A 24,385-nucleotide genomic window follows, 5' to 3' on the forward strand; every position below is an offset into this window, starting at 1 on the left:
ACATATCCTTTAGCGTAAAAGCGGAATGCCGTCGACGCGGCGTCATACGGCGCCGGGGTCTGACCTCTGATTCGAAAGATTTCGAATCAGAGGTCAGACCCCGGTGAAGCGACTTAGAAGCGGTAGCCGAACTCGGCTTCGAACTTGTCGGCGATCTGGGCGGCCGTGACGACGTGGTTCTGGCCACCCTGGTGCGCGATCTTGATCGCGCCCATCAGGCTTGCCAGGCGCCCTGTGGTAGGCCAGTCGAGCTCATTCGTGATGCCGAACAGCAGGCCGGCGCGGTAGGCGTCGCCGCAACCGGTCGGATCGACCACCGCCGCCGCTTGTACGCAGGGAATCTCGTGGCGCTTGCCGCCGGTGTGGATCTCCGACCCTTTTTCGCCGCGCGTGATGATCAGCGCTTCCAGGCGCCCGGCAATGTCGGCCAGGCTCAGGCCCGTGCGGTCCATCAACATTTCGAATTCGTAGTCGTTGGCGGCCACATAGGTCGCCTGGTTGATGAATTCGATCAATTCGTCGCCGCTGAACATCGGCAATTGCTGGCCCGGGTCGAACATGAACGGCACTTTCAGCGCCGCGCAGTCGCGCGCGTGCTTGATCATGCCGCCACGACCGTCCGGCGCGATGATCGCCACGCGCAGCGCGCCCTGGTCGCCGACATTGTTTTCATGCGCGAATTCCATCGCGCCCGGATGGAAGGCGTTGATCTGGTTGTTGTCGAGGTCGGCCGTGACGAAGCATTGCGCGGTGTACGAATGGGCAATCTTGCGGATCGCGCGCGTCTCGATGCCGAGCTTGTCGAAGCGTTCGAGGTATTCGCCGCCATCTTGGCCGATCGTGGCCATGATCAGCGGCTCGCCGCCCAGCATCTTGAGATTGTAGGCAATGTTGGCCGAGCAGCCGCCGTATTCGGTGCGCAAGGTCGGCACCAGGAAGGAAACGTTGACCTTGTGCAGTTGGTCGGCCAGCAGCGTTTCGCCGAAACGGCCGTTGTATTGCATGATCTTGTCGAACGCGAGCGATCCGCAGATCAGGGTGGTCTTGGTCATGATGGTGCCTTATGGATAGAAGATGGCGATGCGGTAGCCGGACGCCTTGATCTGTTTTACTTCAAAAGTCAGTTTGATGGCTTGTTCGGATCGCGCGGTGAAGCCTTTGGCGATGACCGTGCCTTTGGGCAGGTATTCGGCCGGCACGACCACACGCCGCAGCAAGGTCTTGTCGTTGCCATCGGTCAGCGCCAGTTCGATGTTCGGCCAGCCCTGGGTCAGGTCGCTCTGGTTGCGCAGCAGGGTCGAAAGGTTGAAGGCGTTGGCGCCGAGCGATTGCAGTTCGCCCGTTTCGATGCTCAGGCTGTCGATCTGGGCCGGCAGTTCGAGCTTGCAGCCAAGCGTGGCGCAGGCCATGACCAGCACCGGTTCGATGGCCGGAAACTTGGCCACCAGGATGTTGCGGAAGGTGGTGACACCCTGGGCCACGAGCAGGATCGCCAGTATGAGTGAGCCGATCAGCAACGCAATCCGGCGCGAGCCTTGCTTTTCTTCAAATTCGCGGCTGCGGCGCAGGAAATCGGGCTCGTCGTTCTCGGGCTCGGGGATGACGGGCGCCGGCGGCGGCGGTGGCGCGACCGGCGCGCTGGCCGGCTTGTCGCCCGAGGACTGGCGCAGCAGCGGCAGCGGCGCATGCTCCAGGTCGCGCACCAGCGGTTCGGTGTTCGGGTTGAGCAAGGCGTCGCTGCGCGCGTGGTCGTCCGCTTCTTCGGCGTAGGACAGCACCATCACGGTGTGACCCGGCTCGTCATACGCATGCTCGACCAGCATCGGCTCGATGCGGGCCGGCTTGGTCGTGGCTGGCTCGGCGCGCACTGGTGCGTTGAAGGCTGGCTCGGTCGCCGGCGTGTCGAACCGGTCCGGCTCGTCGAACACAGGTTCGGCCAGCGGCGGCAGGAATGGCTCTGGCTCGGCAACGGCCGGCGCCGCTTGGACCGGCTCGTCGAACACAGGTTCGACCAGCGGCGGCAGGAATGGAGTTGGCTCGGCAACGGCCGGCGCGGCATGGACCGGCTCGTCGAACACGGGTTCGACCAGCGGCGGCAGGACTTGATCTGGTTCGGCCGCGGCCGGCTCGACATGGACCGGCTCGTCGAACACAGGTTCGACCAGCGGCGGCAGGACTTGATCTGGCTCGGCCACGGCCGGCGCAACCTCGACCGGCTCGTCGAACACAGGCTCGACCAGCGGCGGCAGGAATTGATCTGGCTCGGCCACGACCGGCTCGACATGGACCGGCTCGTCGAACTCGGGCTCGAGCGGCGGCAGTTCAGCCTCGGCCGGCGCGGGCGCGGCAACGATCGGCGCCGGCCCCGGTTCCTGCGCTGCTTCGGCAGGGACGTCTTCCGGGAAAACCGGTTCGGCAAAGCGCGGCTCCGCGAAGGCCGGCTCGGCAAAGCGCGGTTCTTCCAACAGCGGCTCGACAAACGCCGTCTCCTTGCGCTCCGGCTCGAAGAACACCGGCTCGATGCGCGCGTTCGCATCGCGCACCGGGGCCGATGGATAGTTCAGATCGAGCAAGGGCTCGTTAAAACTCAGTTCGCCAAAGTCAGGCTCGGACGAATCTTCCGGAGGAGCAATCGCGACGATTTCTTCATCGATCGGCATGTCGATCGAAAATGGCGCCGGGCTCGATCCAGGCGTTGCGTCGCCGCGCTCGCCGATATCGATCGTCGGCCAGGGCGTCTTGGACTTGCCGCGCCAGGCGGCCGCTTGCGGTTCGGGCTCGACGTAGGGAGCCGCGTACGGCTCGTCATACATATCCTCGGGCTCGACGAACATCGCGATCGAGAGCGGGATGAACGGTTTCGTGGGCGGCGGCTCGGGTTCCGGCGCGGGCTCGATCTCTTGGACATGCTCGATCTCTAGAACAGGCTCGGCTTCGGGCGCCGGCACAGGTTCAGGCTCCGCCACGAACACTGGCTCGGGAAGCAGTTCGGGAAGCGGTTCAGGTTCGGGAACCGGCTCCGGCGCCGGCTGCGGCCTGAGCCACACCGGAACGAAAGCCGGCTCGAACGAGCTCTCCATCTGCAGCGTGGAGACGGCATTGCCGTTGTCCACGGACGCACCCGTCGCCGCGGCGGCAGGTGGCGGTGCAACAGGGGAGGGGATGGCTGGCGGCAGCGCGTCGAGTTCGACCAGGGCCGCGTTGCCGTCGAAGATTTCATTGCAGGCGCCGCAGCGCACTATGCCCCCACGTAACTTCAACTGGTCTGAAGCGACCCGGAAAGTCGTGCTGCAATGGGGGCATCGAGTGGCGAGCGCCATGCCTTTATTGACCGCGAGGGGTAGGTGGAACGTTGCTGCCAAGCTGGCCGTGGAGTGCTACCCAGCCATCTTGCTCCGCCCACACGCCGAGCGTGATGAACGGGGCATACGCCTCGGCCACTTCTTCCGCCTGGCGCGCCAGCACGCCCGACAACACCAGCGAACCACCGGGGGCAACCCGGCCGGCCAGCATCGGCGCCATCAGCTTCAATGGGCTCGACAAGATATTGGCGACAACGGTGTTGAACTTGCCAGTGGCGTGATGCGGCTTGGCCGAGGTGGCGAAGTTGTCCGGCAGGTAGTAGTCGATCTCGCACTGGTTACGCGCGGCATTGTCGCGCGCCGATTCGATCGCTTGCGGATCGATATCGACACCGGCCACGTCGCCCGCGCCCATTTTCTTGGCCACCATGGCCAGAATGCCCGAGCCGCAACCGTAGTCGAGCACGGTCTTGCCGGGGGCCGGATGCGCCTCCAGCCATTCCATGCACAAGCGCGTGGTCGGATGGCTGCCGGTGCCGAAGGCCAGGCCCGGATCGAGTTCGAGGATCAGGGCGTCCGGGTCCGGCGCTTCGTGCCAGCTCGGAACTACCCAGATGTTCTTGCCGATATGAATAGGCGCGAACTGCGATTGCGTCAGGCGCACCCAGTCTTCGTCGGCTACGGCGCGCGTAGTAAACGTTGGTGTGGTGTCGATGCCAATGGCGGCAGCCGCTTCGGCCACGATGGCAGCCTGGTCGGCGTCAACGTCGGTCAGGGCCACCACGCGGCTGTGATCCCACGCCGCTTCGGTCGGTTCCATGCCGGGTTCGCCGAACAGCGGCTTTTCCTGGTCGGTGCCTTCGTCGGCGTCTTCCACCGACACCGACAGGGCGCCCGCTTCCATCAGCGCGTCGGACAAGGCTTCGGCGTGTTCACGTGCAATTTCAATGACAACTTCTGTCCAACTCATGCGTCTGCCTTCGTTTCCGATTTATTAGGGCTGGTCGGGCCTTTCGGCAGGTCCGGCTTGTCGGCCAGTTTCTGCTCGAGGTAGTGGATATTGGTGCCGCCTTCGATAAAGCGCGCATCGATCATCAATTCGCGATGCAGCGGGATATTCGTCAGGATACCCTCAACCACCATTTCCGACAGCGCGATTTGCATGCGGCGGATGGCTTGCTCGCGCGTGGCGCCGTAAGCGATGACCTTGCCGATCATCGAATCGTAATGCGGCGGCACATAATAACCGGCGTAAGCATGCGAATCGACGCGGATGCCAGGACCGCCCGGCGCGTGCCAGGACACGATGCGCCCCGGCGATGGCGTAAACTTGAACGGGTCTTCGGCATTGATGCGGCACTCGACGGCGTGGCCCGACAGCATGATGTCGCGCTGGCGGAAACGCAGTTTTTCGCCGCAGGCGATGCGGATCTGTTCCTGCACGATGTCGATGCCGGTGATCATTTCGGTGACCGGGTGCTCGACCTGCACGCGCGTGTTCATTTCGATGAAATAGAACTCGTTGTTCTCGTACAGGAATTCGAAGGTGCCCGCGCCACGGTAGCCGATCTTGCGGCAGGCTTCCGCGCAGCGGTCGCCGATCTTTTCGATGAGCTTGCGCGGAATGCCCGGCGCCGGCGCTTCTTCGATCACTTTCTGGTGGCGGCGCTGCATCGAGCAGTCGCGCTCGCCCAGCCAGACAGCGTTCTTGTGTTCATCGGCGAGGATCTGGATTTCCACGTGACGCGGATTTTCCAGGTACTTCTCCATATACACTTCCGGATTGCCGAACGCGGCGCCGGCTTCGGTCTTGGTCATCGACACGGCGTTGAGCAAGGCCGCTTCGGTGTGCACCACGCGCATGCCGCGTCCGCCGCCACCGCCGGCTGCCTTGATGATCACCGGATAGCCCACGCGCCGCGCGGTCTGGATGATTTCTTTCGGGTCGTCCGGAAGTGCGCCGTCCGAGCCTGGCACGCACGGCACGCCGGCGCGGATCATGGCTTGCTTGGCCGAGACCTTGTCGCCCATCAGGCGGATCGAGTCGGAACGGGGACCAATGAAGACGAAGCCGGATTTTTCGACCCGTTCGGCGAAGTCGGCGTTTTCGGACAGGAAACCGTAGCCTGGGTGAATCGCTTCGGCATCGGTGACTTCGGCCGCGCTGATGATCGCCGGCATGTTCAGATAGCTCAGCGCCGAGGGCGCCGGTCCGATACACACCGATTCGTCGGCCAACTTCACGTACTTGGCGTCTTTGTCGGCTTCCGAGTGAACCACCACGGTCTTGATGCCCATCTCGCGGCAGGCGCGCTGGATACGTAGCGCGATCTCTCCACGATTGGCAATGAGAATTTTTTCAAACATAGTGGTCGATCAGCCAATCACAAACAGCGGTTGGCCGAACTCGACAGGCTGGCCGTTCTCGACCAGGATCTTGGTCACGACGCCGGAGAAGTCGGAGTCGATTTCATTGAGCAGTTTCATCGCTTCGATGATGCACAGGGTTTCGCCTTCCTTGATGTTCGAGCCGACGTCGACGTAGGCCGGGGAGCCCGGGGCCGAGGAACGGTAGAAGGTGCCGACCATCGGCGACTTGACGATGTGGCCGGTCGGCTCGGCTGGCACGACCACAGGCGGGGCGACCGGGGCCGGCATCGGGGCCTGGCCACCGGCGTAGTGCTGCTGCATGCCTTGCGGCTGCATCATGACCATCTGATTCTGCGGGATTGCGGATGACTTGACGATGCGGACCTTGCTCTCGCCTTCGGTTACTTCGAGTTCAGCGATGTCCGACTCGGCGACGAGATCGATCAAGGTCTTGAGTTTTCGTAAATCCATGTGAAACCCCTTGGAATTATTGTGTTTTAAGAGTATGCGGCGTGCTTATCATAAAAGCAAAACCGCGCATAATGCTTGAAGATGCCAGTAGATTAACGCTTTTTAAGCGCAAAGTCGATGGCAAAGCGATATCCATCAATGCCGAGCCCGCAAATGGTGCCCTGCGCAATGGCGGACAAAAAAGAGTGATGGCGGAACGCTTCGCGCTGGTAAATATTGGAAATATGGACTTCCACAAACGGAATCGCCACCCCGGCCAGCGCATCGCGCAAAGCCACGCTGGTGTGCGTCAGCCCGCCCGGATTGATGACAATCGCGTCCACGCCGTCGCCGCGGGCGGCATGGATGGCATCGATCAGGGCGCCTTCGTGATTGCTCTGAAAGCAAGATAGCGTGGCGCCCGCAGCAGCAGCCTGGGCTGTCGCAGCGTTCTCGATGTCGGCCAATGTTGCCGTGCCGTACACCTCAGGCTCCCGTGTCCCCAGCAGATTCAGGTTGGGGCCGTTCAGCAGAAGGAGCTTTTTTGCCATGGTTGAAGGGTCGTTATCACGCGAAAGTCACGCATTTTGCCGCCAACTGCGGGCATTGGCAAGCGAAAAAAATTGCTAAAAGTTACTGACTGGTGCATTCCGTACCGTAAAGCACGGTCTTGACAAGGGTTTGTGCCTCAGAGGTTAAGCGTTTTTCTGGCGTGATGAGCGGGCATATCGAAAGACTCTCAGCCTCTCAGGACTTGAGTGCGGCCAGGTCGGCCTTGAGCTCGTCGAACTTGATGCGTCCCAGATAGGTTTTCTTGACCTGGCCATCGGCGCCGATCAGCACGGTGTAGGGCAGGCCGCCGGCGCTGTTGCCCAGCTTGCGCGACAGTTCGGTGCCGCTGATGCCGGCCACATAGATCGGGTAGCTGATGTTGAATTTGCTCGTAAATTCGGCGATGTTGGTCGGCGAATCGATGCCGATGCCAATGATATTGATGTTTTTGGCGCTGTGTTCGCGCGCCACCTCGGCCAGTTCAGGCATTTCTTCCACGCAGGGCGGGCACCACGGCGCCCAGAAATTGACCACCAGCGGCTTGCCTTTCCATTGCGCCAGGGCTTGCGGCGTGCCGGCCGGGTTGTTCAGGGTTTCGGCGAACAGCGCCTCGACCGGGGTCGGGCCGTGGCCGGCCGGGTGCTGTTCGGCGGCCGGGGCGCCAGAGGTCACCGTGGGCGCTTGTTTGTTGCGGGTGCCGACCCAGGCGCCCAGCGCGCCGGCCAGCACGGCGATGCCGGCGAAAGTGAAAATGGTTTGCTTGTTCATGTCGGGTCCTGAAGGGGTGTCGGCGTCGTTGCGGAAGAGGTCATCATGCTGCGCAGGGCGGCGGCGTCGGCGCGCTGGGGGCGGCCGTCGGCGCGTGCCTTGAGGGCGCCGCGCAGGTCGTGCTTTTCATACAGTTCGGCGTGCACGCCTTCGCCATGCCACAAAAAGCTGACCGTCTCGACCGGGTCGAAGCGCGCACCCTTGAAGTGCGGCGTTTCGGAAATATCGATCGTGACGTTGCGGTTCAAAAGGTAAATCTGCACTTCCTTGGCGCTGTCGGCGAACAGTTGCAGCTCGATGTCGTCGTGCTCGCCGGCGGTGCCGTTCAATACCGCGCCGGTGATGTAGGGCGAAAATTCGGCCAGCGCCTCCATCACTTGCAGGGCGGCCGTGCGCAGCGCGAGCAGGCGCGCCGGCTGGCTGTCGGCCAAGAACAGCGCCTGGTAATCGCGCACGGCCGCCTCGATCTGTGCGTTGTCGGGCAGCAGGTTGGCGCTGTCGGCGCGCTCGCCGAGCACCTGCAGCGCGGCCTTGCGCTTGGCGCTGGCGTAGTCGGCGCCGTCCCGGGCGATCAGGCGCGCGGCGACGGCGGCGATTTCCGTGCGCAGCAGGGAGAGATCGTCAATCGGGGTAGGCATCATGAGCGAGATAATACTCTGGAACGGAAAAACCCATGGGATAGCTCGAAAAACCTACTGCGCGGTGCACGGTTGGTTCGGGACGCGTAGTCCTGCGATGCTCACCGTACCTTCGTACGGCTGCGCTTCTCGGACCCACCGTGCACCGCTCGCTACGGTTTTTCGAGCTCTCCCATTGGGTCGGGTAAAATCGCGTATTCATTCATTTGGCCACGACACCATGCATATTCACATCCTCGGCATTTGCGGCACCTTCATGGGCGGCCTCGCGGTCCTGGCGAAAGAAGCCGGCCACAAGGTCACCGGCTGCGACGCCAACGTCTACCCGCCGATGAGCACCCAGCTCGAAGCCCAGGGCATCGAACTGATCCAGGGCTTCAGCCCGGACCAGATCAAGCTCAATCCCGATCTGTATGTGATCGGCAATGTGGTGGCGCGCGGCAATCCGTTGGTCGAGGAAATCCTGAACCGCAGCCTGCCGTTCATGTCCGGTCCCCAGTGGATCGGCGAACACATCCTGCACGATAAATGGGTGCTGGCCGTGGCCGGTACGCACGGCAAGACCACCACCTCGGCCATGCTGGCCTGGATCCTGGAAGACGCCGGCTATTCGCCGGGCTTCCTGATCGGCGGCGTGCCGATGAATTTCGGCATTTCGGCGCGCCTGGCCGGCAGCGAGCCGTCCGGCTACTTCGTGATCGAAGCGGACGAATACGACACCGCGTTTTTCGACAAGCGCAGCAAGTTCGTCCATTACCACGCGAAAACCGCCGTGATGAACAACCTCGAATACGATCATGCCGACATCTTCCCCGATATCGGCGCCATCGAGACCCAATTCCACCACCTGGTGCGCACCGTGCCCGGCGTTGGCCGCCTGATCGTGAACGGCGACGAGGCGTCCCTGGGCCGCGTGCTCAAGCGCGGCTGCTGGAGCGAGAAGGAAATGTTCGGCGCCAGCGACGGGGTCGACTGGACCATGACGGAACACGCCGGCGGCGACTTCGACGTGGTCTTCAAGGGCGCGGTCGTGGCGACCGTGGCCTGGGGCCTGACCGGCAAGCACAACCGCCTGAACGCGCTGGCGGCCATTGCCGCGGCGCGCCACGTGGGCGTGCCGGTGGCGCAGGCGGCCGCAGCGCTGGCCCGCTTCGAGAGCGTCAAGCGGCGCATGGAAGTGCGCGGCGTGGTGCGCAACATGACCGTGTATGACGATTTTGCCCATCATCCGACCGCGATCGCCACCACCGTCAACGGCCTGCGCCAGAAGATCGGCAGCGGCGACAAGGCCCAGGGCCGCATCCTGGCCGTGCTCGAGCCCCGCTCGAACACCATGAAGCTCGGCTCGATGAAAGACGCCTTGCCGGGCAGCCTGCGCGAAGCGGACCTGGTGTTCGGCTTCGGCAGCCAGCAAGCGCTGGGCTGGAGCCTGGCCGACGCCCTCGCTCCGCTGGGGGCGATCGCGCACAGCTTCGACCATCTCGATTTCCTGGTCAAGGCCGTGGTCGACGCGGCCCAGCCGGGCGACCATATCCTGGTCATGAGCAACGGCGGCTTTGGCGGCGTGCACCAGAAACTGCTCGAGGCGCTGGCCCAATGATTCTTTACCTGCACGGTTTCCGTTCCTCGCCCCGTTCGTACAAGGCGCGCGTGGTGGGGGAGAAAATGGCGGCGCTGGGGCGTGCGCTTGATCTGATCTGCCCGCAACTGCCGGCCTCGCCGAAAGAGGCGATGGCGCTGGCCCTGACCCTGGTCGAGCGTTACGATGGGGCCGACCTGGCGATCATCGGCTCCTCGCTGGGCGGTTACTACGCCACCTGGCTGGCCGAGCATCTGGGCTGCCGCGCGGCGCTGCTCAATCCGGCGGTGTACCCCCTGAAAGACCTCGGCAAGCATGTCGGCGTCACGACCGAGTATCATTCCGACAAAGTTTTCGAATTCAAGCGCGAATATATCGAGGAACTGGGCGCGCTGGCCGTGCCCGCCATTACGCGTCCGGAGCGCTATTTCCTGTTAGCTGCGACCGGCGACGAAGTGCTCGACTACCGCGACATGACGGCGCACTACGCCGGCGCGCGCCAGCACGTGATCGATGGCAGCGACCACGCCATCGCCGAATTCGGGCACTACGTGGACGAAGTCCTGGCGTTTTGCCTGGACGGCGCCGCGAGCCCGGCGCGGTGAGGTGCGCCTCGCTGCGCCAGGCCTTGTGGCACCGGCATGTGAACCGGGTCAACGCGCCGCCGGCGCTGCGCGACTGGCTCACCAGCGGCGGTTCGCTGACGGCGCGCATGGTTGCACACAGCGCGGCGTTTCGGGTGCAGCGCCTGCACCAGCGGCGCGCCCCGTGCCTGGCTGACGAAGCCGGCGCGTTGGGCTTGCCGCGCCCGGTCCAGGTGCTGGAGCGCGAAGTGTTGCTGCGCTGCGACGACGCGCCGGTGGTGTTCGCGCACACGGTGGTGCCGTTGTCGGCCAACGCCAGCGACTGGCCGCTGTTCGGCGGACTGGGCGAACGCTCGCTCGGCAGCACCTTGTTTTACGACCCGCAAGTGGCGCGCGGCGAGCTGGAATTTGCGCGCATCCGCGCCGGCCATCCATTAATGGAACGCGCGCGCGCGGCGCTCGGCGTGGACGGCGACCCTGTTTTATATGCGCGGCGCTGCCTGTATCGCCGCCACCGGGGCATCTTGCTCGTGACCGAGGTGTTTCTGCCCCCGGTCCTGGCACTTGCCAGGCGCGACCTGACCCCCGCGCCAACGAACAATACCAAGTAAACATAGTAAGTAAAAATATCAAAGCAAAGACAAAGCGTTCACATGAATCTATTTTTTGAAGAATCCGGCGATTTCAAGGTCGGCACCGTGTTGTCGCAAGCGGGCGAAGCCTATCAAGTTGAAATGCCAAGCGGCAAGCGCACCAAGGTCAAGGTCAAGGACGTCCTGTTGCAGTACGAAAAGCCGTCCGCGGCCGACCTGCTGGAAGCGGCCAAGGCGGTTGCCGCCGACGTCGATTTCGAGTTCCTGTGGGAAGTCGCCGGCCAGGACGAGTTTGGATTCGCCGAGCTGGGCGCCGAGTATTTCGGCCATACCCCGCTGCCATCCGAAGCGGCCGGGCTGGTCCTGGCGCTGCACGGCGCGCCGATCTACTTCTATAAGAAGGGACGCGGGCGCTACAAGGCCGCGCCCGAAGCGTCGCTGCGCGCGGCCCAGGCCGGCATCGAGAAAAAGAAACAGCAGGGCCTGATCCAGGCCGGCTATGTGGACCAGCTCAAGGCCAACACGCTGCCCGAGTCCATGCGTCCGTTGGTGCAGCAACTGTTGTTCAAACCGGACAAGAACAGCATCGAATTCAAGGCGCTCGACGCCGCGTGCAACGAACTGCACACCACGCCGCAGCGCCTGATGCTGGCCGCCGGCGGCATCGGCTCGCCCAGGGAATTGCACATGGCGCGCTTTTTGTTCGAGAACTTCCCGCGCGGCGCCGGTTTCCCGGCGGTGACGGTGCCGTCGATGCCGGCCAATCTGCCGGTGGCGAACGTGGCCGCGTTCTCGATCGATGACGTGACCACCACCGAAATCGACGATGCTTTCTCTGTCGTCACCCTGGCCGACGGCATGCTGCAGGTCGGCATTCACATCGCCGCGCCAGGTCTGGGCATCCGCCCCGACGACGCGATCGACAAAATGGCGCGTGCGCGCATGTCCACCGTCTACATGCCGGGTGACAAAATCACCATGCTGCCGGACGAGCTGGTCGCCGCCTTCACCCTGGCCGAAGGCAAGACTTGCCCGGCGGTGTCGCTGTACGCCACCATCGACCCGGCCGACTGGAGCGTGAAGTCGACCGTCACCCGCGCCGAACTGGTGCCGATCAAGAGCAACCTGCGCAACAACGACCTGGACGACGTGGTCAGCGAAGAAGCCCTGGCCGCCGGCACGGGCGAGTATCCGCACAAGGCCGAGATGGCCGTGCTGTGGCAGTGGGCGCTCACCCTGGAAGCGGCGCGCATGGTCAAGCGCGAAGGTTTCGGCCTGAAACCGGAGCAAAACAACCGGGTCGATTTCAATTTCTATGTCGAAGACGACGTCGTGACGGTGCTGCGCCGCAAGCGTGGCGCGCCGCTCGACAAGATCGTGGCCGAGCTGATGATTTTTGCCAACAGCACCTGGGGCAAGCTGATGCACGACTCGGGCGTGCCGGGTATTTACCGTTCGCAAGGCGCCGGCAGCGGCGCCGGCTGGGCCGCCAAGATGCAGGTGCGCATGGTTACCCATGCCGCGCCGCACCAGGGCCTCGGCGTGGACCAGTACGCATGGAGCACCTCGCCGCTGCGCCGGTATACCGACCTGGTCAACCAGTGGCAGATCCTGGCCTGCGCCGAGCACGGCGTCACGGCCCCGCTGGTGGCGCCGTTCAAGCCGCGCGACGCCAACCTGTTCGCCATCGTCTCGGCCTTCGACGCCGCGTATGCCGCCTACAACGACCATCAGCAGAATATGGAGCGCTACTGGTGCCTGCGCTGGCTCGGCCAGCAGGAGCAGCGCCAGGTCGAAGCGGTCGTGCTCAAGGATGAAGTGTTGCGCCTGGCCGACATTCCGCTGATCATTCGCCTGCCCGGCATGCCGCAGGTGGCGCGCGGGGCGCAGGTCAAACTCGACATCCTGCGTTGGGACGAGCTCGATCTGACGATTGAAGCGCGCTTGCTCGAACTGCCTTCCAACAACGAGATCGCGGCCGATGCGGACCTCGATTACGAGGAAGAAGAGGCGGCCGCGCCGGCCGACACCGGCGAAGCGGCCGCCACCGAAGCGGTGGAAGCCGAAGGTTCGGTGACGGTGGTGACCAGCGAACCGACAGCCGGCTGAGCTTGCCAGCATCGCCACGGCGGCCATTAGAATGTAGAATGGCCGTTCCCTGATTCAACAAAATTCTTCCCGGTATCGTGTGAAGCACTTGCAAAATATAAGCTCCCTGTCCATCGCCGTGGCCGTTTCGGTCGCGGTGCACGCGGCCCTGCTGGCGGTCCGTTTCGTCGCGCCCGAGGCATTCAACCTGACCCCGACCGATCCCGGCCTCGAAGTCATCCTGGTCAACGCCAAGCACGCCAATAAACCCTTGAAAGCGGACGCGCTGGCCCAGGCCAATCTCGATGGCGGCGGCAATGCCGAGGACGGCCGCGCCGCCTCGCCCCTGCCCGACATGCGCAAGGACGAGACCGGCGAAAGCGTCAAATCGACCCTGCGCCGCATCACTGAACTGGAGCAGATGCAGAAAAACCTGCTGACCAAGGCCAACGATTCGTCCTTGCACGCGTCGCCGGTGACGGACAAGGAAGCGCCCGATCCCGAGCGCGACGGCAACGACCTGATCGAAAGCACCAAGCCGCTCTCGCGCCAGAAGGCGGAGATTGCCCAGCGCATCGAAGACCAGAACAAGCGTCCGCGCAAGACCTTCTTCACGCCGAGCACGCAGGAAGTCGGTTACGCCGTTTACTACAAATCGACGCAGAAGAAGATCGAAGACGTCGGTACGCTGAACTTTCCACAGAAAGACGGCAAGAAACTGTACGGCGAGCTGATCGTGTACATCCCGATCTTCCAGGACGGCACCATTTACACCAAGGAAGGCGGCGTGCGCATCGAAAAGAGTTCGGGCAATCCCGCGCTCGACAAGGCGGCGCTGGCCATCGTGCGCCGTGCCGCGCCGTTCAGCCACTTCCCGAAAAACATGCGTTCCAATGACCGCGATGACTTGTGGATCATGATCACGAGCTTCAAGTTCACCCGTGAAGACAAGCTCGAAGCCGAGCTGCGCGGCCAGTCCAAATGAGCGAGCGTTACTGCGTCATCGGGAACCCGATTGCCCATAGCAAGTCGCCCGAGATCCACGCCGCCTTTGCCCTGCAGACCGGGCAAGAGATGGTGTACGAACGCTGCCTGGCGCCGCTGGATGAATTCGACGCCACCGTGCGCGCCCTCATTGCCGCCGGCTACCAGGGCGCCAACGTCACCGTGCCGTTCAAACTGCAGGCCGCCGACCTGGCCGACCGCCTGACCGAACGCGCGCGCGCCGCCGGCGCCGTCAACACCCTGGTATTTAACAGCAGCGGCGGCATCATCGGCGACAACACCGACGGCGCCGGGCTGGTGGGCGACATCACCCGCAATGCCGGCGTCGAACTGGCAGGCAAGCGCGTGCTGCTGCTGGGCGCGGGCGGGGCCGCGCGCGGCGCCGTGCTGCCGCTGCTGGCCGCCTTGCCGGCTGAACTGACGATCGCCAACCGCACCCTGGCCACGGCCGACGCCCTGGTCGAGCGCTTCGCATCGCAGCTGGCCCAGGATCAGCGCCTGGCCGCCTGCGCCTTCGACGCCATTGGCGGCCCGTACGACGTCGTCGTCAACGCCACCTCGGCCAGCCTGCTTGATGCGATGCCGCCGGTGCCGGCCGGCGCCTTCGGTCCCGGCACCCTGGCGCTGGACATGATGTACGGCAAGGCTCCGACCCGCTTCATGGTCTTTGCCGCCGCCCAGGGGGCGCTCGCGCGCGACGGCCTCGGCATGCTGGTCGAGCAAGCGGCCGAAGCCTTTTTGCTGTGGCGTGGCGCGCGTCCCGACACCGCGGCCATCCTGGATCGCCTGCGCCTGGCGCTATGAGCAAGGCCGCCAAGCCAGCCAAGAATGGCGGCGCGCGCCGGCGCTGGATCAAGTGGCTGTTCCTCGGCCCGTTGCTGGTGTTCATCGCGGTCCAGCTGTATTTCTTCCTGATGGTGTGCTGGTACGCCCAGTTCAATCCGTCGAGCACGAACATGATGGACGACCAGCTGTCCCTGATGCGCGAAAAGAAACCCACGGCCGTGCTGCAGCATCAGTGGGTGCCGTACGAGCGCATATCCGACAACCTGAAACGGGCCGTGATCGCCTCGGAAGACGCCAATTTTTCCGAGCATGACGGGGTCGACTGGGAAGCGCTGCAAAAAGCCTACGAACGCAACAACCGGCGCCATAAGGTGGTCGGCGGCGGCTCCACCATCACCCAGCAACTGGCCAAGAACCTGTTCCTGACCGGCTCGCGCAGCTATCTGCGCAAGGGCCAGGAAATGATCATCGCCTTCATGCTCGAAACGGTCATGAGCAAGCAGCGCATCCTGGAAATTTACCTGAACGTGGCCGAATTCGGACGCGGCATCTTCGGCGCCGAGGCGGCCGCGCGCTATTATTACCGCAGCACCGCGGCCAACCTCGGCGTGGCCCAAGCCGCCAAGCTGGCCGTGATGCTGCCCAATCCGCGGTATTACGACCGCAACCGCAGCTCGAGCTACCTGGCGCGCCGCACCACCCTCATCGTCAACCGTATGAGTTCGGCAGACTTGCCCTGATTGTTTACTGGAATATGTCCATGATTTCTCGTCACCAGCAAGGCGCCATTTCGCTGTTCTGGGTCGCCACCGGCTCGGTCGCCCTGGCGGCGCTCGCCATGGCCGCCTTGTTTTCCATGCGCTACGAGCGCAATCTGTTCGCCGAGGGCGCTGCCAAACTCGGCAAGACCGTTACCGCCAGTCCGGCCGGCAAGGTGATCGACTCGGCCAAGCAAGCCGTCAGCGAGGCGGCCGGCAATGGCGATGGCCAGATGCGCAAGTGCGTCATCAACGGCAAGACCGTCATTTCCAATACCGATTGCACGCCTGACAACCGCACCAGCAAGGTCATCCAGATACACGACACCAAGGGCTTCGAAGCGCCGAAAAAGCCGCCGGTGGAGAAGGCCGCGCCGGGCTCGAACCCGATGGTCGACAAAATGATCGAAAAACAGCTGCGCTGAGCCAATTTAAGTGTTTCGGGGTGGCCGGCCTCAGGGCTAACAGGTACACTTGCGCTGTTTTGAATCCGGCCGAGAAAGCGCATGATCAACGTATTTGTCCTACAAAATGGCCGACTCAATCAGGTACCGATCGAGTCGCGGGCGGATCTCGAAAACGTGGACCCGGTCTGGGTCGACCTGACCGATCCGAACGATGACGAGCGGGCCTGGGTCAAGACCATTTACGGCGTGATTTTGCCGGGCGAAGACGAAGTCAAGGATATCGAAGCGTCGGCCCGCTATTACGAAGCGGAAAACGGCGACTTGCATCTGCGCACCGACTTCCTGCTGGAAGAAGATGACGGCCCCTCGCGCGTGGTCACGGTCGCCTTCATTCTCGCGCGCAAAATGCTGTTTTCGGTACACACCGACGACTTGCCGGTATTTCGCCTGGTGCGCATGCGCGCGCGCTCGCGGCCGGGCTCGATTGCCGATTACATGGACGTGCTGCTCGACCTGTACGCCACCGACGCCGAGTATTCGGCCGATGCGCTCGAAGGGATTTACCAGCACCTGGAAGAAGTCAGCGGGCTGGTGCTGCAAAAAGAATTCACCGATAAAGACGCGGCCGACGCGCTGAACGCGATCGCGCGCGAGGAAGACTTGAACGGACGGATCCGGCGCAACATGATGGATACACGGCGCGCGGTGAGCTTTTTGATGCGCGGGCGCTTGCTCAACGCCGAGCAGTTCGAAGAAGCGCGCCAGATCCTGCGCGACATCGAATCGCTGGACGGCCACACATCGTTCCTGTTCGACAAAATCAACTTCCTGATGGACGCCACGGTCGGTTTCATCAACATTAACCAGAACAAGATCATCAAGATTTTCTCGGTGGCCTCGGTGGCGTTCTTGCCGCCGACCCTGATCGCCAGTATTTACGGCATGAACTTCAAGGCCTTCCCGGAGCTGGAGTGGCAGTACGGCTACCCGCTGGCCCTGACCCTGATGGTGGTGTCGATGATTACGCCGGTGTGGGTGTTCTTGCGCAGAGGATGGTTGAAGTAAAGTCCTTTGGTTCCGTGTCTTCCCTGGCATGTTGATCGACGTCAGTCCTGGCGTGATCGGGTCTGAACGCGGCCATTGGCAAGCTTAGACTGGGCTTGACCTCAATCAAGCCGGATCGACGATCATGCCTTCGCTGCCTGCTCCCCCATTTACTGCCCGATCCCTCCGCAGTGGCGATGCTGGGCTTGCGTCGCCTGCACCCGCCTACTAAGATGAAGTATCGGTGGAGTCAACCGTGATGATTCTTGAGGCGTGCCCTCCGACCAATGACAAAGGCGCTGTCGCAACGACGCGAATGTGTGCTGCCATTTCGCACTTTTTCCGGATGCGATGCTACCGATCTTCGGCCCCGTCACGGCAAAACTGCCCGAGACGGGAAGATGGAAAATGAAACAGCACTTTACCTTTGACTGGGGGCGCACTGGTGGCCCAGGCATCCTGCTGGCAAGCGGATTGAAAGGCTATGCCACTAACCGGCGTGATGTTGGAGGGATAACGACGTTCTGGTGCTTCCTCGGTAACGGTTCGACCTGGCGGCTTGAATGCGTCATGAACGATCTGGGCGACTGGGAAGAGGTCGGCTCACTGGTTTTCTGGGATGCCAGCGAAGAGATGACGCTGCCGGAAATGCTCCCTCTTCCGCCGCAATGGGCGCAGATCGAGAGCATTGACAAGCTGGTGGTCCAGGTTGACGAGTTCTGCGCGGATAGTGGACTGGTGCTGACTAATCGCGCCGGCGATGAGCTTACTATCGTATGCGGCGCGAACGTCTGTGCGATGGCGGTGAGGGCGCCGTTTTTTGAGGGAGAATTTTTCCCTGAGTTTGCGATGGAACGTTATCAACGCGTGCCGATGATGTAAATCTTCACCCGGCACCTCGTCATGAGGACATTGCCATGAACATCGACAAAAGCCATCTGTACGAATCGCCGGATGCCTTCTTTGAATCGAACGGCAGCATCAATATGCGCCTGTCGCCACGTGCCGCAATCCAGGTCTGCGCCGAGGCCGCGCGCAAGGGCCTGGTTATCGCACGCGTCGAAGGTGGAATCTGGCATGCGCCCGGATTCGAATCGCGGCTCGGCTGTATTTGGGATGGGCAAGACCCGCCGCTCGATCAGGAGCAGGCCAGCGCAAACAATCAAGAAGCGGCGCGCTTTATCGCCTCGCAAGCCCAAGCGCACAGCGCGTTTATCCTGACCGCGGCCCCGCTCGCCGGCTGGCCGCATCGGGCCAGCAAGCTGCAGTACGCTGACTGATCAAGCCAGCTTGGCAAACACCCGGCGCGCTGCCGCGATGGTTTCTTCGATCACCGCGTCATCGTGCTGCGCCGACACAAAACCCGCCTCGAACGCGGCCGGCGCAAAGTACACGCCTTCGTCGAGCATCGCGTGGAAGAAGGTATTGAAACGCGTCTTGTCGCCCGCCATCATCTCGGCATAGCTGCCCGGCACTTCTTCGCTGAAGTAAATCCCGAACATGCCGCCCACTGAATCTGCGCAGAAAGTCACGCCCGCCTCGTTGGCCGCTTGCGCCAGTCCGGCCGCCAGCTTTGCGGTCTGCGCCGTCAGCTTCTCGTAGAAACCCGGCTGCTGGATCAATTTGAGGGTCGTCATGCCGGCCGCCACCGCCACCGGATTGCCGGACAAGGTCCCGGCCTGGTACACCGCCCCGATCGGCGCCATGTTTTGCATCAGTTCGGCGCGACCGCCGAAGGCCGCCACCGGCATCCCGCCGCCGATGACCTTGCCCAGCGCGGTCAGGTCCGGCACGATGTCGTACAGCGCCTGCGCCCCGCCCAGCCCGACGCGGAAGCCGCACATGACTTCGTCGAAAATCAAGACCGCGCCATGCTTGGTGCACAGCGCGCGCATGGCCCGCAGGAATTCCGGCGTGGCCTTGATCAGGTTCATGTTGCCGGCCACCGGTTCCACGATCACGCAGGCGATGGTGTCGCCCATCGAGGCGAACGCGTCTTCCAGCTGGGCCACATTGTTATAGTCGAGCACCAGGGTATGCTTCACAAAATCTTCCGGCACGCCGGCCGAGGTCGGGTTACCGAAAGTCAGCAAGCCGCTGCCGGCCTTGACCAGCAGCGAGTCGGCGTGGCCGTGGTAGCAGCCTTCGAACTTGACGATCTTGTCGCGCCCGGTGGCGCCGCGCGCCAGGCGCAGCGCGCTCATGGTCGCCTCGGTGCCGGACGAGACCAGCCGCACCTGCTCGATCGACGGCACCAGGCGGCAGATTTCTTCGGCCATCAGGATTTCGCCTTCGGTCGGGGCGCCGAACGACAGGCCGCGCGCGGCCGCGTCCTGCACCGCTTTGACCACTTCCGGATGGGCGTGGCCGACGATGGCCGGCCCCCACGAGCCGATATAGTCGATATAGCGCTTGCCGTCCGCGTCCCAGAAGTAGGGACCTTCGGCGCGGGTGATGAAGCGCGGCGTGCCGCCCACCGATTTAAAGGCGCGCACCGGCGAATTGACGCCGCCCGGGGTGGTTTTCTGGGCGCGCGCGAACAGCGTGTTATTCAGGGAGTCTGTGGTCATGGCTTGCTCGATAAGGAAATAGGGTGGGCAAAAAATTTGTTGGGCACCAGCTTGCCCATGCCGAAGCGCTGCGCGTTGGCCAGCGCGCCGACGGTGAACTCCTGGGCCGCCTGGATGGCGTCGATCGGTTCGAGCTGGCGCGCCAGGAACGCGGCCAGCGCGCCCGACAAGGTGCTGCCGGCGCCGACAAATGGGCCGGGAAAATGCTGCCAGTTGAAGGTGCCGATCACGCCGTTCTCGTCGAACAGGGTGTTGGCCAGCTGCGCCCCGGCGCCCGTGCCGCTGGTGCCGGTGCACTTGACCAGCACGTACTGGCAGCCCATGCCGGTCAGTTCAAGCACGTCTTCCTTGAGCATGTCGCCGCCGCCGTCGCGCCAGGTCTCGGCCATGCGCGCCAGTTCCACCTGGGTGAGCAGCAGCACGGTCGCCTGCGGCACCAGGATCTGGCGGATCGCGCCGAGCATGTCGTCGTCGGCCAGGCCCGAATCGGGCAGGCTCGATAAGAACGGGTCGAGGATCAGCGGCACGTCCGGATAGTCGGAGACGATTTCGGCAATCGCCGAGGCTTGCTCGATGCTGGTCAGCGCGCCCACCTTGAAGGCCGCCACCGGCATGTCTTCGAGCACCACGCGGGCCTGGTCGCAGACCCAGTCGGCGTCGACTTCCTGCACGTCTTCGACCCTCGCGGTGTCGGAAATGAGAATGCCGGTCATGACCGACAGGCCGTGGCAGCCGAGGGCCGAAAAACACGCCAGGTCGGCCTGGATGCCGGTAGCGCCTATGGGGTCGGACACGCCGAACGTTAAGATCAGAGGAGAAGTTTGGATTTGCACGGCCGGTAGATTAAGATGCCTGATTCGGCATTTTACTAGATAGAAGGGTAGTCCAACGTGAGCAGCAATGAATCAACCGGCGCAGCAGGCGCCGCTTTCCAGACCTGGATGTGCCTGATCTGCGGCTGGGTCTACGACGAAGCCGCCGGCATCCCGGAAGAAGGCATCGCCCCCGGCACCCGCTGGGCCGATGTGCCCATGAATTGGACCTGCCCCGAGTGCGGCGCCCGTAAAGATGACTTCGAAATGACAGTTATCTGATTGGCATGAGGCTTATTGCCGACACATGTTGACCAGCCGCAACATTAAGGGGACAAAAGGGTTGCCCTATGATATCGTTCATGCTCATGCCGAGTGAAACTGAATATGACGACATTGCCGCAACCGAACGTACTGAAAATCATGGTGATCGACGACAGCAGCACGATTCGTCGTTCGGCCGAGATTTTCCTCACCCAGGCGGGTTATCAGGTGGTGCTGGCCGAAGATGGCTTCGATGCCCTGGCCAAGATTAACGACCATCATCCGTCGCTGATCTTCTGCGACATCCTGATGCCGCGCCTGGATGGTTACCAGACCTGCGCGCTGATCAAGCGCAGTGCGCGTTTCCACGCCACCCCGGTGTTGATGCTGTCGTCGAAAGACGGCCTGTTCGACCGGGCGCGCGGCCTGATGGTCGGTTCCTCCGCCTACCTGACCAAACCCTTTAGCAAAGACAGTCTGCTTAGCGCGGTGCGCGAGCACACTGCCGATACCGTTTCAAAATAATTACTGGAGCCTCCCGTGGCCATACAAAAAATCCTGATCGTCGACGATTCCCCGACCGAACGTTACTACCTGACCGACATCCTGGTCAAAGCCGGCTTCACCGTGACCACCGCCGAAAACGGCGAGGAAGCGCTGCTCAAGATCAAGGACGACAAACCTGAACTGATCCTGATGGACGTGGTCATGCCTGGCGCGAACGGCTTCCAGGTCACCCGCACCATCGCGCGCGACCCTGAGCTGGGCGACGTGCCGATCATCATCTGCAGCAGCAAGAACCAGGAAACCGACCGTGTCTGGGGCCTGCGCCAGGGCGCGCGCGACTACATGGTCAAGCCGGTCGACGCCGAACTGCTGCTGGCGAAGATCGCCGCCCTCGGCGGCGCCTAAACCGTGAGCGACGTCGATTTCGCCCCAGTCGCATCCGCGCCCACCGATGGCGCCGGCCGCCGCACCCGCCTGCGCCAGTACCAGGTGCAGCTGCTCGAACGCATGCAGGCGGCCCGTACCAACAGTGGCGCGCGCGTCAACCAGCTGGGGGTCTTGATCGGCGCCGAGCGCTTCCTGCTCGACCTCACCCAGGCCGGCGAAATCGTGCCGGTGCCGCCGGTGACGGTGGTGCCGCTGACGCAGCCGTGGTACCTGGGACTGGCCAATATCCGGGGCAATCTGGTTGGCCTGATCGATTTCGCGCGCTTCCAGGGAGGCTCCGAAACGGTGGCCGGCCCGGACAGCCGCATCGTCACCCTGGCCACCCACCTGGGCTTTAACTGCGGCCTGCTGGTGGCCCGCGTGTACGGCCTGCGCCACGCCGGCGACATGGAAGTCACCGGCGACAGATTACGCGATACCGACGCAAACGAATGGATCCCGCTCGACCTGGCGGCCCTCGTCACCGATGCGCGGTTTTTGCACGTTGGATTTTAAGCCGCAGTCATAAGTGGCCATACCTTAAGAAACTGGGAGCTGGAATGGGATTTGCATGGAAGAGTACGCCAAAGGGTGAGCCGGTACCGGATACTGAATTCGGTCCCGACCTGGAGGCTGCGGCCTTGAACAAGGACGACGCGCCGGCGCTGGTCGGCGAGCAGAACGTGATCGACGACAGCCATCGCGCCGAACTCGATCAGCACGACGAGCTGCGCCTGGCCAATATCATGGGCCGCAAGCGACGCGACGACGATGACGAGGGCGAGGTCGAAGCGCGCCTGCCGCTGATCGGCCATTTGTCGTTGCCGCGCCAGCTGCGTATTTTGCTGATGGTGTTCGTGGCCGGTATCCTGGTCACCGTGGTGGCGCTGTGGCGCAACGCGGCCAGTAGCTCCGACGCATCGGCCCAGACGCAGATCGCGTCCGACGCCCTGATGCACTCCCAGCGTATCGGTAAAGCGGCGCCTAACGCGATCCAGGGTAACCAGGAAGCGTTCGTGCAGCTCGAGCAAAGCCGTGCCCAGCTCAAGGCCGACCTGGACGCGCTCCAGCGCGGCGGCAAGATCGGCGGCGTCCAGCTGCCGACGCCACCGGCCAGTATGAACCGCCTGATCAGCGCGGCGAAAACCAAGTGGGTCAGCACCGACAACGCCGCCGGCACCATCATGCGCATGAAGCCGGAATTGACGGGCTTTGAAAAGACCCTGCGCCAGCTCGACACCCTCTCGCCAGAGCTGTTGACGATGACCGAGGAACTGCTCAACGACAAAGTCCAGCGCGGCGGCACGCCACGTGAACTGGCGGCGATCGGCCGTTTGATGATGCTGACCCAGCGCCTCTCGCGCAGCGCCAGTGAGTTCCTGACCTCCGGCGGTATTCGTCCTGAAACCGCGTTCCAGCTGGGCCGCGACACCACGACCTTCCGTACCACGGTCGAAGGCTTCCTGAACGGGAACGAGACGATGCAACTGTCCGCAACCAAGGATGCGGAACTGCGCGTCAAGCTCGAACTGATCAAATCGAAATTCGACACCTACCAGAAACTGGTCGCCTCGATCCTCGACAACCTGCCGAAATTCACGGCCGCCAAAGGCGCCGAACAGTCGATCTTCTACGAAAACGAAGAAGTCAAGTCGCTGCTGACCAAGGTGCAGGTGGGCTTTCGTAACGAGCAGGATTCGAACAACGCCTGGTTCTGGGTGATGGCCCTGGCCACCATGTTCACGCTGGGCGTCGGCGTCAGTATCGCCCGCGTCATGCTGCAAGACTCGCGTACACGGGCTCGCGGCGCCGATGTGCGTCGCCAGGAAGCGGAATCGATGCGCCAGCTGGCGCAGACGAAGGAAGAAGAAGCGAAAGCGACCAACGACCAGAACCAGGCAGCTATTTTGCGCCTGATGAACGAACTCCAGGAAGTGGCGGATGGTGACTTGACCGTGCACGCAACGGTGTCGGAAGACATTACCGGCGCGATTGCCGACTCGGTTAACTACACGGTGGAAGAGCTGCGCGGGCTGGTGGAACGCGTCACGACGACGGCCGAACAGGTTACCTCGGCATCGACCAACGCACAGAATATTTCGACCGACCTGCTGGCGGCGACCGAACAGCAGTCGCGCGAGATCCAGGAAGCGTCCGAGACGGTTCTGAAAATGGCGAACGAAATTACCGACGTATCGAAGTCGGCGAATGAATCGGCAGAGGTTGCGCGCCAGTCGGTTGCGGCGGCATTGCAAGGTTCGACGGCGGTGGAAAACTCGATCAAGGGTATGCACGAAATTCGCGAGCAGATCCAGGAAACCTCGAAACGAATCAAGCGACTGGGCGAATCGTCCCAGGAGATTGGCGAGATCACGGAACTGATTTCCGACATTACCGAACAGACCAACGTACTGGCGCTGAACGCGGCGATTCAGGCGGCATCGGCCGGCGAAGCGGGACGCGGCTTCTCGGTGGTTGCGGAAGAGGTTCAGCGACTGGCGGAACGTTCGGCGGAAGCGGCAAAACAGATCGGCGCGCTGGTGCGTACCATTCAGACCGATACCCACGATGCGGTGGCCGCTATGGAAAAATCGACGCAGGGTGTGGTCGAGGGAGCCAGGCTGTCCGATGCCGCGGGTGCCGCGCTGTCCGACATTTCGCGCGTTTCGAACCGTCTTGCGGAACTGATTCAGGGCATTTCGTTTGCAACCGAGCTGCAAGCGACATCGGCGAACGATGTGGCGCACAACATTCAGCACATCCTGTCGGTGACCGAAAATACCCAGGACGGTACGCAGCAAACCGCCCAATCTATTCGCCAGCTGTCGCTGCTGGCGCAGGAACTGAAAAACTCGGTATCGCGCTTCCGCGTGGTGGCTTGA

The 24,385-nt window shown here is 63.0% G+C and carries 26 protein-coding genes; 16 read left to right on the forward strand and 10 right to left on the reverse strand.

Features of this window, described 5'->3' with window-relative positions; all coding sequences use genetic code 11:
* Positions 1-113: 113 nt before the first annotated feature.
* The 8 genes from F0185_RS00005 to F0185_RS00040 form a co-directional block, all read right to left on the reverse strand.
* Positions 114-1,052 carry a carbohydrate kinase family protein gene (locus F0185_RS00005; protein ID WP_167220439.1) on the reverse strand — a complete coding sequence of 313 codons (939 nt, stop codon included), beginning with the start codon at positions 1,050-1,052 and terminating at the stop codon, positions 114-116.
* A 9-nt stretch (positions 1,053-1,061) separates the two neighbouring features.
* On the reverse strand, positions 1,062-3,320 hold the full coding sequence (locus F0185_RS35280; RefSeq protein ID WP_167220441.1) for a zinc-ribbon and DUF3426 domain-containing protein: 2,259 nt from the start codon (positions 3,318-3,320) through the stop codon (positions 1,062-1,064).
* A gap of 4 nt (positions 3,321-3,324) precedes the next feature.
* Complete coding sequence (gene prmA / locus F0185_RS00015; protein WP_167220443.1) at positions 3,325-4,272, reverse strand: 50S ribosomal protein L11 methyltransferase; 948 nt, start codon at positions 4,270-4,272, stop codon at positions 3,325-3,327.
* Positions 4,269-5,669, reverse strand: coding sequence for an acetyl-CoA carboxylase biotin carboxylase subunit (gene accC, locus F0185_RS00020; protein ID WP_166887165.1), 1,401 nt, complete (start codon positions 5,667-5,669; stop codon positions 4,269-4,271). The genes prmA and accC overlap by 4 nt, the downstream gene beginning before the upstream one ends.
* Positions 5,670-5,678: 9 nt before the next feature.
* The gene (accB, locus tag F0185_RS00025; RefSeq protein ID WP_166887162.1) at positions 5,679-6,143 is read right to left on the reverse strand and encodes an acetyl-CoA carboxylase biotin carboxyl carrier protein; all 465 of its coding nucleotides are present in this window, start codon (positions 6,141-6,143) and stop codon (positions 5,679-5,681) included.
* A gap of 92 nt (positions 6,144-6,235) precedes the next feature.
* Positions 6,236-6,673, reverse strand: coding sequence for a type II 3-dehydroquinate dehydratase (aroQ, locus tag F0185_RS00030; protein WP_167220459.1), 438 nt, complete (start codon positions 6,671-6,673; stop codon positions 6,236-6,238).
* Between the two features lie 196 nt (positions 6,674-6,869).
* Positions 6,870-7,442 (reverse strand): TlpA family protein disulfide reductase, encoded by a 573-nt coding sequence (locus F0185_RS00035; RefSeq protein WP_167220461.1) that lies wholly within the window; start codon positions 7,440-7,442, stop codon positions 6,870-6,872.
* Positions 7,439-8,083, reverse strand: coding sequence for a hypothetical protein (locus F0185_RS00040; RefSeq protein ID WP_167220463.1), 645 nt, complete (start codon positions 8,081-8,083; stop codon positions 7,439-7,441). Before F0185_RS00040 ends, F0185_RS00035 begins: the two co-directional genes overlap by 4 nt.
* A 217-nt stretch (positions 8,084-8,300) precedes the next feature.
* Between F0185_RS00040 and mpl the strand changes: the two genes are divergently transcribed.
* The 11 genes from mpl to F0185_RS00095 all read left to right on the forward strand — a co-directional run bounded on the left by mpl (position 8,301) and on the right by F0185_RS00095 (position 18,204).
* Positions 8,301-9,680, forward strand: coding sequence for a UDP-N-acetylmuramate:L-alanyl-gamma-D-glutamyl-meso-diaminopimelate ligase (gene mpl / locus F0185_RS00045; protein ID WP_167220465.1), 1,380 nt, complete (start codon positions 8,301-8,303; stop codon positions 9,678-9,680).
* Positions 9,677-10,264, forward strand: a complete 588-nt coding sequence (locus F0185_RS00050) for a YqiA/YcfP family alpha/beta fold hydrolase (protein WP_167220467.1) — start codon at positions 9,677-9,679, stop codon at positions 10,262-10,264. The genes mpl and F0185_RS00050 overlap by 4 nt, the downstream gene beginning before the upstream one ends.
* On the forward strand, positions 10,261-10,854 hold the full coding sequence (locus F0185_RS00055; protein WP_167221266.1) for a chorismate--pyruvate lyase family protein: 594 nt from the start codon (positions 10,261-10,263) through the stop codon (positions 10,852-10,854). Before F0185_RS00050 ends, F0185_RS00055 begins: the two co-directional genes overlap by 4 nt.
* Positions 10,855-10,896: 42 nt before the next feature.
* Positions 10,897-12,945: a ribonuclease catalytic domain-containing protein gene (locus F0185_RS00060; RefSeq protein WP_167220469.1), complete on the forward strand. Its 2,049-nt coding sequence runs from the start codon at positions 10,897-10,899 to the stop codon at positions 12,943-12,945.
* Between the two features lie 79 nt (positions 12,946-13,024).
* Entirely contained in the window at positions 13,025-13,909 is an 885-nt protein-coding gene (locus tag F0185_RS00065) for an energy transducer TonB (protein ID WP_167220471.1), read from the forward strand.
* Positions 13,906-14,733 (forward strand): shikimate dehydrogenase, encoded by an 828-nt coding sequence (aroE, locus tag F0185_RS00070; protein WP_167220473.1) that lies wholly within the window; start codon positions 13,906-13,908, stop codon positions 14,731-14,733. The genes F0185_RS00065 and aroE overlap by 4 nt, the downstream gene beginning before the upstream one ends.
* A complete protein-coding gene (mtgA, locus tag F0185_RS00075) occupies positions 14,730-15,455 on the forward strand; it encodes a monofunctional biosynthetic peptidoglycan transglycosylase (RefSeq protein ID WP_167220475.1) in 726 nt (241 codons plus the stop codon). The genes aroE and mtgA overlap by 4 nt, the downstream gene beginning before the upstream one ends.
* A 20-nt stretch (positions 15,456-15,475) precedes the next feature.
* Positions 15,476-15,898, forward strand: a complete 423-nt coding sequence (locus F0185_RS00080; RefSeq protein ID WP_167220477.1) for a DUF4124 domain-containing protein — start codon at positions 15,476-15,478, stop codon at positions 15,896-15,898.
* An 81-nt stretch (positions 15,899-15,979) separates the two neighbouring features.
* Entirely contained in the window at positions 15,980-16,945 is a 966-nt protein-coding gene (corA, locus tag F0185_RS00085) for a magnesium/cobalt transporter CorA (RefSeq protein ID WP_167220479.1), read from the forward strand.
* Positions 16,946-17,332: 387 nt separating this feature from the next.
* Complete coding sequence (locus F0185_RS00090; RefSeq protein ID WP_167220481.1) at positions 17,333-17,806, forward strand: hypothetical protein; 474 nt, start codon at positions 17,333-17,335, stop codon at positions 17,804-17,806.
* Positions 17,807-17,841: 35 nt separating this feature from the next.
* Positions 17,842-18,204, forward strand: coding sequence for a colicin immunity protein (locus F0185_RS00095; RefSeq protein ID WP_167220483.1), 363 nt, complete (start codon positions 17,842-17,844; stop codon positions 18,202-18,204).
* On the opposite strand, the gene hemL is transcribed toward F0185_RS00095, so the two are convergent.
* Entirely contained in the window at positions 18,205-19,494 is a 1,290-nt protein-coding gene (gene hemL / locus F0185_RS00100) for a glutamate-1-semialdehyde 2,1-aminomutase (protein WP_167220485.1), read from the reverse strand.
* Positions 19,491-20,327, reverse strand: a complete 837-nt coding sequence (gene thiD, locus F0185_RS00105) for a bifunctional hydroxymethylpyrimidine kinase/phosphomethylpyrimidine kinase (RefSeq protein WP_167220487.1) — start codon at positions 20,325-20,327, stop codon at positions 19,491-19,493. Before thiD ends, hemL begins: the two co-directional genes overlap by 4 nt.
* A 108-nt stretch (positions 20,328-20,435) precedes the next feature.
* Between thiD and F0185_RS00110 the strand changes: the two genes are divergently transcribed.
* The 5 genes from F0185_RS00110 to F0185_RS00130 all read left to right on the forward strand — a co-directional run bounded on the left by F0185_RS00110 (position 20,436) and on the right by F0185_RS00130 (position 24,385).
* Positions 20,436-20,588 (forward strand): rubredoxin, encoded by a 153-nt coding sequence (locus F0185_RS00110; protein ID WP_054268606.1) that lies wholly within the window; start codon positions 20,436-20,438, stop codon positions 20,586-20,588.
* Between the two features lie 105 nt (positions 20,589-20,693).
* Positions 20,694-21,095, forward strand: a complete 402-nt coding sequence (locus tag F0185_RS00115; RefSeq protein WP_126076625.1) for a response regulator — start codon at positions 20,694-20,696, stop codon at positions 21,093-21,095.
* A gap of 15 nt (positions 21,096-21,110) precedes the next feature.
* On the forward strand, positions 21,111-21,482 hold the full coding sequence (locus F0185_RS00120) for a response regulator (RefSeq protein WP_166871988.1): 372 nt from the start codon (positions 21,111-21,113) through the stop codon (positions 21,480-21,482).
* Between the two features lie 3 nt (positions 21,483-21,485).
* Positions 21,486-22,019 carry a chemotaxis protein CheW gene (locus F0185_RS00125; protein ID WP_368737892.1) on the forward strand — a complete coding sequence of 178 codons (534 nt, stop codon included), beginning with the start codon at positions 21,486-21,488 and terminating at the stop codon, positions 22,017-22,019.
* Between the two features lie 44 nt (positions 22,020-22,063).
* Positions 22,064-24,385: a methyl-accepting chemotaxis protein gene (locus F0185_RS00130; RefSeq protein ID WP_229476640.1), complete on the forward strand. Its 2,322-nt coding sequence runs from the start codon at positions 22,064-22,066 to the stop codon at positions 24,383-24,385.

This window comes from Massilia rubra, from assembly GCF_011682065.1.
Classification (GTDB): domain Bacteria; phylum Pseudomonadota; class Gammaproteobacteria; order Burkholderiales; family Burkholderiaceae_D; genus Telluria_A; species Telluria_A rubra.

Excerpts from the sequence above, each read along its gene's own strand:
- hemL (WP_167220485.1), bottom strand. The coding sequence starts at position 19,494 with ATGACCACAGACTCCCTGAATAACACGCTGTTCGCGCGCGCCCAGAAA.
- mpl (WP_167220465.1), top strand. The coding sequence starts at position 8,301 with ATGCATATTCACATCCTCGGCATTTGCGGCACCTTCATGGGCGGCCTC.
- mtgA (WP_167220475.1), top strand. The coding sequence starts at position 14,730 with ATGAGCAAGGCCGCCAAGCCAGCCAAGAATGGCGGCGCGCGCCGGCGC.
- accC (WP_166887165.1), bottom strand. The coding sequence starts at position 5,669 with ATGTTTGAAAAAATTCTCATTGCCAATCGTGGAGAGATCGCGCTACGT.
- accB (WP_166887162.1), bottom strand. The coding sequence starts at position 6,143 with ATGGATTTACGAAAACTCAAGACCTTGATCGATCTCGTCGCCGAGTCG.
- F0185_RS00090 (WP_167220481.1), top strand. The coding sequence starts at position 17,333 with ATGAAACAGCACTTTACCTTTGACTGGGGGCGCACTGGTGGCCCAGGC.
- F0185_RS00050 (WP_167220467.1), top strand. The coding sequence starts at position 9,677 with ATGATTCTTTACCTGCACGGTTTCCGTTCCTCGCCCCGTTCGTACAAG.
- F0185_RS00005 (WP_167220439.1), bottom strand. The coding sequence starts at position 1,052 with ATGACCAAGACCACCCTGATCTGCGGATCGCTCGCGTTCGACAAGATC.
- prmA (WP_167220443.1), bottom strand. The coding sequence starts at position 4,272 with ATGAGTTGGACAGAAGTTGTCATTGAAATTGCACGTGAACACGCCGAA.
- corA (WP_167220479.1), top strand. The coding sequence starts at position 15,980 with ATGATCAACGTATTTGTCCTACAAAATGGCCGACTCAATCAGGTACCG.
- aroE (WP_167220473.1), top strand. The coding sequence starts at position 13,906 with ATGAGCGAGCGTTACTGCGTCATCGGGAACCCGATTGCCCATAGCAAG.
- F0185_RS00110 (WP_054268606.1), top strand. The coding sequence starts at position 20,436 with ATGTGCCTGATCTGCGGCTGGGTCTACGACGAAGCCGCCGGCATCCCG.
- F0185_RS00130 (WP_229476640.1), top strand. The coding sequence starts at position 22,064 with ATGGGATTTGCATGGAAGAGTACGCCAAAGGGTGAGCCGGTACCGGAT.
- F0185_RS00040 (WP_167220463.1), bottom strand. The coding sequence starts at position 8,083 with ATGATGCCTACCCCGATTGACGATCTCTCCCTGCTGCGCACGGAAATC.
- F0185_RS00095 (WP_167220483.1), top strand. The coding sequence starts at position 17,842 with ATGAACATCGACAAAAGCCATCTGTACGAATCGCCGGATGCCTTCTTT.
- F0185_RS35280 (WP_167220441.1), bottom strand. The coding sequence starts at position 3,320 with ATGGCGCTCGCCACTCGATGCCCCCATTGCAGCACGACTTTCCGGGTC.
- aroQ (WP_167220459.1), bottom strand. The coding sequence starts at position 6,673 with ATGGCAAAAAAGCTCCTTCTGCTGAACGGCCCCAACCTGAATCTGCTG.
- F0185_RS00115 (WP_126076625.1), top strand. The coding sequence starts at position 20,694 with ATGACGACATTGCCGCAACCGAACGTACTGAAAATCATGGTGATCGAC.
- F0185_RS00035 (WP_167220461.1), bottom strand. The coding sequence starts at position 7,442 with ATGAACAAGCAAACCATTTTCACTTTCGCCGGCATCGCCGTGCTGGCC.
- F0185_RS00080 (WP_167220477.1), top strand. The coding sequence starts at position 15,476 with ATGATTTCTCGTCACCAGCAAGGCGCCATTTCGCTGTTCTGGGTCGCC.
- F0185_RS00060 (WP_167220469.1), top strand. The coding sequence starts at position 10,897 with ATGAATCTATTTTTTGAAGAATCCGGCGATTTCAAGGTCGGCACCGTG.